7 protein-coding genes are annotated in these 8,452 nt (G+C 33.9%); 6 read left to right on the top strand and 1 reads right to left on the bottom strand.

The window, feature by feature from the left end; genetic code table 11:
- Positions 1-1,302 (bottom strand): cache domain-containing protein (locus tag C6H18_RS08345; RefSeq protein WP_104722646.1); only part of this gene is annotated, 1,302 nt, incomplete at its 3' end.
- Between the two features lie 272 nt (positions 1,303-1,574).
- On the opposite strand from C6H18_RS08345, the gene uvrA reads away from it, so the two are divergent.
- From uvrA to C6H18_RS08315, 6 genes are all read left to right on the top strand, one after another.
- Entirely contained in the window at positions 1,575-4,403 is a 2,829-nt protein-coding gene (uvrA, locus tag C6H18_RS08340) for an excinuclease ABC subunit UvrA (protein WP_104722645.1), read from the top strand.
- 105 nt (positions 4,404-4,508) lie between these two features.
- Positions 4,509-5,321, top strand: coding sequence for an aldo/keto reductase (locus tag C6H18_RS08335; protein ID WP_104722644.1), 813 nt, complete (start codon positions 4,509-4,511; stop codon positions 5,319-5,321).
- A gap of 136 nt (positions 5,322-5,457) precedes the next feature.
- Positions 5,458-5,790: a hypothetical protein gene (locus C6H18_RS08330; protein ID WP_104722643.1), complete on the top strand. Its 333-nt coding sequence runs from the start codon at positions 5,458-5,460 to the stop codon at positions 5,788-5,790.
- A gap of 128 nt (positions 5,791-5,918) precedes the next feature.
- Entirely contained in the window at positions 5,919-6,257 is a 339-nt protein-coding gene (locus C6H18_RS08325) for a YnfA family protein (RefSeq protein ID WP_104722642.1), read from the top strand.
- Positions 6,258-6,370: 113 nt separating this feature from the next.
- A complete protein-coding gene (locus C6H18_RS08320) occupies positions 6,371-6,775 on the top strand; it encodes a MerR family transcriptional regulator (protein WP_104722641.1) in 405 nt (134 codons plus the stop codon).
- A gap of 100 nt (positions 6,776-6,875) precedes the next feature.
- Positions 6,876-7,907 (top strand): alpha/beta hydrolase, encoded by a 1,032-nt coding sequence (locus C6H18_RS08315; protein WP_407645614.1) that lies wholly within the window; start codon positions 6,876-6,878, stop codon positions 7,905-7,907.
- Positions 7,908-8,452: the final 545 nt, after the last annotated feature.

Genomic DNA, 8,452 nt, shown 5'->3' with positions numbered 1-8,452 from the left:
TTCAATAGCGGTAGCGGATTTCTCAAGTGAAGAATGCTGCTGGGAAATAGCACTAGATAAACTTACCATTTCTTCATTTTGTTTATTGGAGCTATTCTCCAAGCTTAAACTCATAGTTTCTTGAGTCTTTAAAATATTTACCATCTCATCACCTAGATAATTAATCCCATCAATTAACGCACGAGCTTGTTTTTCATATTCGTTTTCTTGGATTCTCTCTCTAAAATCATTATTAGAATATTTTTGCAAAATTTGATTAACCTCTAAGAGTAAATGAGACCAACTCTTCATAGCCTCATTCAGCAAATTCACTAAAATATTTAAATTAGGATTAGAAGGCTTATTGGTAATCTGCAAAGATAAATCACCTTTTTTAAATTTACTAACAATATCCTGAAATTGTGAAATCGTTTGCCTATCTGTTTCAATATCAAGTTTTATATCTTTAACATTTTTATTGATTAATAATGCCATTTGACCAAACTCATCGTTAGAATGAATGGGTTTTAAAGAAATATCCTTAGTTTTATGGCTTAAATATTCAAAAAAGGAAGTAAGATTCCCTTGAAGAATGCGAACACTTTTTACAATATCGAAGTAAAAACTGCAAACCAGCGGTATGATAAAAATAACAAAGATTCCACATACAATTAATCCCGCAAATAAAAAATTCTTAACGATAGCACTTACAAATGTATAAGAATGTGCTTCTGCCTCACTCTCTACATTATCGATATAAGCCCCTGTCCCAATCCAAAGATTATCGGTATTAGCAATCCTTTGTGCATAAGCCACCTTTTGTGCATCTATTATTCTGCCATCTGGTAAAGGCTTAGAAAATACATAATAGACGAATTTTCCCTCTTTACTTTGATTTAATCCAGTATCTTTTAATTCCCTAACATAGAAAACCCCTTGATTGTCTTTAACATCATAAAGCGACTTACCAACTAAATCAGGTCTTACAGGATGCACTATGGGAGTGTGATTTTTATAGGCAAAGAAATATCCTGAACTATCATCTTCAAAACGAAATTCAGAAATTGCTTGGTTAATCATCATAATCTGGGCTTCTTCTGAAAGCCCTTTTGCTAACAACCCCAAAGAACTAGCTAACGCATCTGTGGCTAATTTTAATTTAAACTCTATTTCAGAACGAATTATAGTCTTCATCCCCTCCTCTATGCTTGTCTTTACTTCTCTCTCACTCCATAACCCCGAAACAATCAAAGCCAATAAAGCAACACAATACCCTAAAAACAACACCACAATCTTCATTTTTAAAGAAAACTTTTTAAACATAAAACCCACCAAAATTTAATTTAATACAAAACCTCATATTTTCACCTCTAATCCAAAATTATCTTATTTAGAGTGCCTGAGGAATTTTTATTTTTTCAAAAAACATTTATCAAAACACTTAAAAAACAAAATTTTATGAAAAATATCTATCACTAAGGTATAAATTTACCCACTTAGGCTTGATACCTTATAAAACTATCAAAAACAAACATAAGTTTAAAAGCGTTATAATTTGGAATTAAATATTTACCTAAAATAATAAGGAAACTGCTGTGAATCCTAAGCAAAGCCCAACACCTCTTGAATACATTATTATTACAAACGCTAAAGAAAATAATCTCAAAAATATTCATCTTAATATCCCTAAAAATAAGCTCGTTGTTTTAACAGGGCTTAGTGGTAGCGGGAAAAGCACTCTAGCTTTTGATACCCTCTATGCAGAGGGGCAAAGACGTTATATAGAAAGCCTCTCAAGCTATGCAAGACAATTTTTAGATAAAATCGGCAAACCAGATGTTGATAAAATAGAAGGACTAACTCCAGCTATTGCTATTGATCAAAAAACCACTAGCAAAAATCCCCGCTCCACAGTTGGGACGATTACAGAAATTTATGATTATTTACGACTTTTATACGCAAGAGTAGGAATCCAGCATTGCCATTTATGCAAAAAACCTATTTCCCAAATGAGTGCTAGTGATATTATCGCACAAGTCTTAAAGCTACCAGAAGATTCCAAAGCTCTCATTTTAGCCCCTATTATTCGTGAAAAAAAGGGAACTTTTACAGACAAGATTGAATCTTTGCGTCAAAAGGGCTATATACGCGCCCAAATTAATGGTGTTTTAGTGCGTCTTGATGAAGAAATTCATTTAGCTAAAACTAAAAAACATACCATAAAAATCGTCATAGATAGAGTGGTTATTAACTCTCAAAACAAAGACAGGATTGCACAAAGCATTGAAAAAGCCCTTAAAGAATCCTATGGAGAAGTAGAAGTTGAACTCTTAAAAGAAAACAAAAGCGAACTTATCCACTTTAGCGAACATTTAGCTTGTTTTGATTGCAAAGTTTCTTTTAATCCTTTAGAGCCTCTTAGCTTTTCTTTTAACTCTCCCAAAGGAGCTTGCAAAAAATGCGATGGCTTAGGGATTAGATATAGTATTGATATAAAGAAGATTCTTGATATTTCTTTGCCCCTAAGTGAAGGTGGTATCAAAATATTCTATGGATTTAATAAAAGTTACTATAATGAGCTTTTTAAAGGCTTTTGTAAAGCTAATAAGATTAACCCACAAAGTGCTTTTGAGGATTTAAAAGATTTTGAACAAAAAGCTATCCTCTATGGCAACAATGAAGAAATAGAATTTACTTGGAAAAACTCCGCAATAAAACGTCCTTGGAGCGGCATTATAGCGATTGCTTATGATATGTTTAAAGACAATAAAGACTTAAACGATTATATGAGTGAAAAAATTTGTGAAGAGTGCAAAGGACATAGATTACTGCCTGAAAGCTTGGCGGTAAAAGTAGCCAACAAAACCTTAGGAGAGCTTTTAGATTTACCCATTGATGAATGCTATGGATTCTTTGCTAATACACAAAATTTCAAATATTTTAATGCCCAACAAGCAATGATTGCCGCTCCTATTTTAAAAGAAATTTGCGAAAGGCTTTATTTTCTTTATGATGTGGGATTAGGTTATTTAAGCTTAGGAAGAGATGCTCGCAGTATCAGCGGTGGAGAATCCCAAAGGATAAGGATAGCTAGTCAAATTGGCAGTGGCTTAACAGGGGTTATGTATGTACTAGATGAACCAAGCATTGGCTTACACGAAAGGGATACCTTAAAACTCATTAAAACCTTAAGAAGTCTTCAACAAAAAGGAAATTCAGTTATTGTCGTAGAACACGACAAAGAGACAATAGAACACGCAGACTTTATTGTAGATATTGGACCCGGTGCTGGAAAATACGGAGGTGAAGTTGTCTTTAGTGGAAACCTCACACAACTTCTAGTAAGTGATACACAAACCGCACAATACTTAAATGGGAAGAAAAAAATAGAATACTTTATAAGAAGGAGTCAAGAGGACTGGATTACCATTAAAAATGTCAATATCAATAATATCCATAATCTAAGTGTGCAAATACCCCTTAGGAACTTTGTATGTATCAGTGGAGTTAGTGGAAGCGGAAAAAGCTCTCTTATCCTCCAAACACTCCTCCCTGTGGCTCAAGAAATCCTCAATAACAGCAAAAAAGTCAAAAAAGTAGATGGAGTAGAGATTGAAGGATTAGAAAAACTTGATAAAGTGATATATTTAGACCAAAGCCCCATTGGAAGAACTCCCCGCTCTAACCCTGTAACCTATACCGGTGCTATGGATGAAATACGGCAAATCTTCGCCCAAACCAAAGAAGCACAAATCCGTAATTATAGTATTAGTCGTTTTAGCTTTAATGTTAAAGGTGGGAGATGTGAAAAATGTCAAGGAGAGGGAGAAATAAAAATTGAAATGCACTTCCTACCTGATATTATGGTGAAATGCGATTCTTGTAATGGAACGCGTTATAACGCCCAAACCCTTGAAGTAGAATACAAAGGTAAAAATATCGCCCAAGTTTTAGAAATGAGCGTTGATGAAGGCTATGAATTTTTTAAGAAGATTCCAAAAATCCACCAAAAACTCAAAACACTCAAAGAAGTAGGATTGGGCTATATCACTTTAGGGCAAAATGCCACCACCCTTAGCGGAGGAGAAGCCCAAAGAATCAAACTTGCAAAAGAGCTTAGTCGCAAAGACACAGGAAAAACCCTTTATATCCTTGATGAGCCAACCACAGGATTGCATTTTGCCGATGTTGATAGATTAGTAAAAGTCTTACACCACTTGACAGATTTAGGCAATAGCGTGATTGTCATAGAGCATAATTTAGATATGATAAAAAATGCTGATTTTATCATAGATATTGGACCAGAGGGGGGAAGTAATGGAGGTAATATCGTAGATAGTGGCTCTCCAGAGAAAATTGCAAGAAGAGCTAAAAAAACCGGAAGTTATACAGGAAAATTCTTAGCAAAAGAGCTAAAACAATGATGATTTCCTTATTAAAGGCAATCTCTCAAAATTTCAGCACAACTAGCAACTAGTAACTTTGGGGCTTATACGCCCTACTATAAAATTTCCCAAAAAGGAGTAAAAATGCAATTTATCACACTTAACAATGATGTAAAAATGCCAATTATTGGGCTTGGCACTTATTCACTCACAGGCAAAAGCGGACAAAGTGCGATGAGTGAAGCCATAGAGGTTGGCTATCGACTCTTTGATAGCGCACAAATGTATCATAACCAAGCCGAGCTTGGTGCGGCAATTGCTAATGCAATTAAAGGCGGGATGAAACGTGAGGATTTTTTTATCCAAACCAAACTTTTAAGCGCAAATAGTGAGGATGCTGCAAAAAAGTCCATTGAAAAATCCCTTAAAGCCCTCAATTTAGACACCATAGATTCCCTACTTATCCACGAACCTTACGCACAATCAAAGGCAATTTATAAGGCAATGGAGAGCTTTTATAAGCAAGGAATCTTAAAGAGCATTGGAATTTCAAACTTTGGTATGAGGGCATATACAGAGTTTGTAGAATCTTGTGAGATAATTCCTGCGATTAACCAGTGTGAAACACATTTATTAATGCAACAAAAACCCTTAAAAGAGGCTATGAAAAGCAAAAAAACTCTATTACAAAGCTGGAGTCCTTTTATTGCAGGTAAAGGCTCAATCTTAGAAAATCCTACACTTAAAAGCATTGCACAAAATTACAATAAAACTCCCGCACAAGTGGTTTTACGTTTCCTCATTGAGCAAGGTATTGCTGTAATTCCTAAGACCTCTAAAAAGCACAGAATGCAAGAAAACTTCAACATCTTTGATTTTGCCCTAAATTCACAAGATAAGGAGATTCTAAGCGGACTTGATACCAATAAAAGCTCCTTTTCTTGGACAAATTATTAAGAATCTAAGAGAGTTTCTTACACGATAAAATCCATTGAATTTTGTTATACTTTTGCTTTTTTCAAATATAGATATACACAAAGGCTACATTACAAAAATCCATAAAAAATCAATTTGACTAATCTCATAAAGCTGGTTGGGAAAAAATAAAGAATCGAAATTTTCACTCCCTGTTTATCCTTGTCATTTTGAGATTTTGCAAAAAAGCGAAGAATCTCAAAAAGATTCCAAAAGAGATATTTCGCTTACTACGCAAGTTCAATATGACAATAATATAATTGCCCACACTTGCAAAGATAGCAAAACTTACCATATCGCCTTTGACTTTATGGAATCTTTTATCAAAGTCCTAAAAAAAGAGAGTATAAAAAGCATTAATCTTTATAAAAAAGAAAAAATACAAGCCTATAAAGCAGTGATACATAAAAACACAAATGCCAAAGCAAATCACAACTCCCAATCTCACTAGAAGAGGCAGGATTAAAATCCAAATAATGCTATAATGATTTACTAGGACAATTAACAAGGAGATAATTAATGGCTATAAACTTAAACATCAAAAACACTAATAAAGCTTTAACGAATTTGGATAAATAAATGCTCAGAGAATTTGGAGTTTATTTTTTGGCAGCATTTTTTGAGATTTTGGGTTGTTTTTCCTTTTGGCTTGTGTTTAAATCACAAAAATCCCCAACTTGGTTAGCACTTGGTATCTTTTGCATCATACTCTTTGCCTACACACTTACCAAAGCAAATATTGAATTTGCAGGTAGGGCTTATGTGATTTATGGTGGAATCTACATCATCTCTTCGCTAATGTGGCTTTATGTGGTTGAAAAGCAAAGCTTTAGTCTTTGGGATATAAGCGGCGTTTTGTGTATTTTTTTGGGCATATTTATAATGCTTTGGGGTTCTCAAAGAGGTGCATCACTATAGCTTACCCATATAGCAAAATCTCCCTCCTAGTTCAAAACCAAAAAACCTTTAAGGATTCTTGACAAATATCAAGTATTAGGTTTTATAATATCAAAAAACATCAAGGTGAAATTATGGCTTATACGATTATCGAAGTAGAGCGAAAAACAGGCATTCCTTCCACAAAAATAAGATTTTGGATTAAAAAGGGCTTATTCCCCCTTTTACAAAGTGATAAAAACAATGTGCGATATTTTAGCCAGAATGATATAGACGCTTTGCGCTGGGTAGAATATCTAAGGCATACCAAAATGGAGATAAAGACTATCAAGCTTTATATGGATTTATATATGCAAGGTGAAAGCACAATCCCCAATCGCAAAAAGATTATCAAAAATCAAATAAACTGCATCAAAGAGGACTTAGCAAAAATGCAAGAAATCTTAAAGATTCTAGAACAAAAATACGCACTTTATGAAAAACTCGAATGTGTCAATCCAACCAAACGCCTCGTTAAAAATCCTAAAACAAAAAAATAACTCCATAAAATCTCTAATTTATTTCACCCCTCTCCCCTTGACAAATACCAAGTATCAGGTTTTATAATTTTATTCTCATTACTTTTATGAAAGGACAAAAATGGAACAAAAGGTATTTACGCATATTTTTCGCATTTTTACAATGCTCGTATTTTTCTATGGAGGTATAGCAATGGCTAAAGATAAAGATTGGGATAAAGTTTTTACAAGAAACAATGAAGTAAATGTCCAAAAAGTAAAATTCACTAATCGCTATGGGATTACACTAGTGGGGGATTTATATATCCCCAAAAACGCAAAAGGTAAGCTCCCCGCACTTGCAGTTAGTGGTCCCTTTGGTGCGGTTAAAGAACAAGTTAGCGGTCTTTATGCGCAAACCCTAGCGCAAAAAGGTTTTATTACTCTTGCTTTTGATCCCTCTTATACAGGAGAGAGTGGAGGAACACCTAGAAATGTAGCCTCTCCAGATATTAATACAGAGGACTTTAGCGCAGCAGTAGATTTTCTAAGCAATTACTCTAGTGTAAATCCTGATAAAATTGGTGTTGTAGGGATTTGTGGATTTGGAGGGTTTGCACTTAATGTAGCGGCTATGGATACAAGGATTAAAGCGGTAGTAACCTCTACTATGTATGATATGAGTCGCATCAATGCAAATGGCTACAATGACTCTATAGATGCAAAGGAACGTTACAAACTTAAAGAATCTCTCAATCTACAGCGAACAAAAGATTTCAAAAATGGGACTTATGCTAAAGCTCAAGGCTTACCCCAAAAGCTAACAGGCGATGAACCCCAATTTATCAAAGATTATTTTGATTACTACAAAACACCGCGTGGATACCACGAACGTTCTGTAAATTCTAACCATAATTGGAACCAAACCTCTTCTTTGAGTTTTATCAATATGCCACTCCTTGCCTTTAGTGATGAGATTCAAAGCCCGGTTTTGCTTATCCACGGCGATAAGGCACATAGCAAATATTTCAGCGTTGATGCTCACAAAAAGCTAAAAGGTAAAAATAAAGAACTACTTATCATTAAAGATGCTAGTCATGTAGATCTTTATGACAATACACAAAAAATTCCTTTTGATGCAATCACTATGTTTTTCAATAAGAATTTAAAATAATCCCAGCAAAAGGCTTATTGCTTTTTGCTATCAATCAATACATCTTGACTATTAAGCTTAATGGATTCAAAGCTTAACACTATTTTAAATTCCATTTTTAACTTACGCACTTCTTAAAAAAGCAATAAAGTCAAATAGAAGTTTGAATATTCGCCCCCCCCCCCGCAAGAGTTTAGTAGTTTGGAGACTTATGGCTCTGATTAATTCATTTTAGAATAAGAATAAAACCAAATCCAAGTATTCTTTGTCAATATTGTAAGTATTTTTTAGCTCATTTAGACATTTTAATTTTTTCCTATCTCCTAAATATTCATAGATTCTAAATTTAAGATAGGCAAACTCTAGCAATTCTTGCTGTGAGATTATTTCTCTTAAGTTTTCTTAAATAACTCACTATTAAAAAGTGCAACTTTCAATACGATTTGAAGTAAAAAAAGGTAAAATTAAGACTAAGGTAACTAAAAAACAAATTTTATCCTTTTATCACAAGGAATATTTTATGGTTTTTTAAACACCTTAAGGATTCTTTGCCCCTTCCTTGCAAC

The sequence above is a fragment of the Helicobacter mesocricetorum genome (genome assembly GCF_900198605.1).
Classification (GTDB): Bacteria; Campylobacterota; Campylobacteria; order Campylobacterales; family Helicobacteraceae; genus Helicobacter_D; species Helicobacter_D mesocricetorum.
This window is presented reverse-complemented; position numbering and strand designations above follow the sequence as displayed.

Excerpts from the sequence above, each read along its gene's own strand:
- C6H18_RS08320 (WP_104722641.1), top strand. The coding sequence starts at position 6,371 with ATGGCTTATACGATTATCGAAGTAGAGCGAAAAACAGGCATTCCTTCC.
- C6H18_RS08335 (WP_104722644.1), top strand. The coding sequence starts at position 4,509 with ATGCAATTTATCACACTTAACAATGATGTAAAAATGCCAATTATTGGG.
- C6H18_RS08325 (WP_104722642.1), top strand. The coding sequence starts at position 5,919 with ATGCTCAGAGAATTTGGAGTTTATTTTTTGGCAGCATTTTTTGAGATT.
- C6H18_RS08315 (WP_407645614.1), top strand. The coding sequence starts at position 6,876 with ATGGAACAAAAGGTATTTACGCATATTTTTCGCATTTTTACAATGCTC.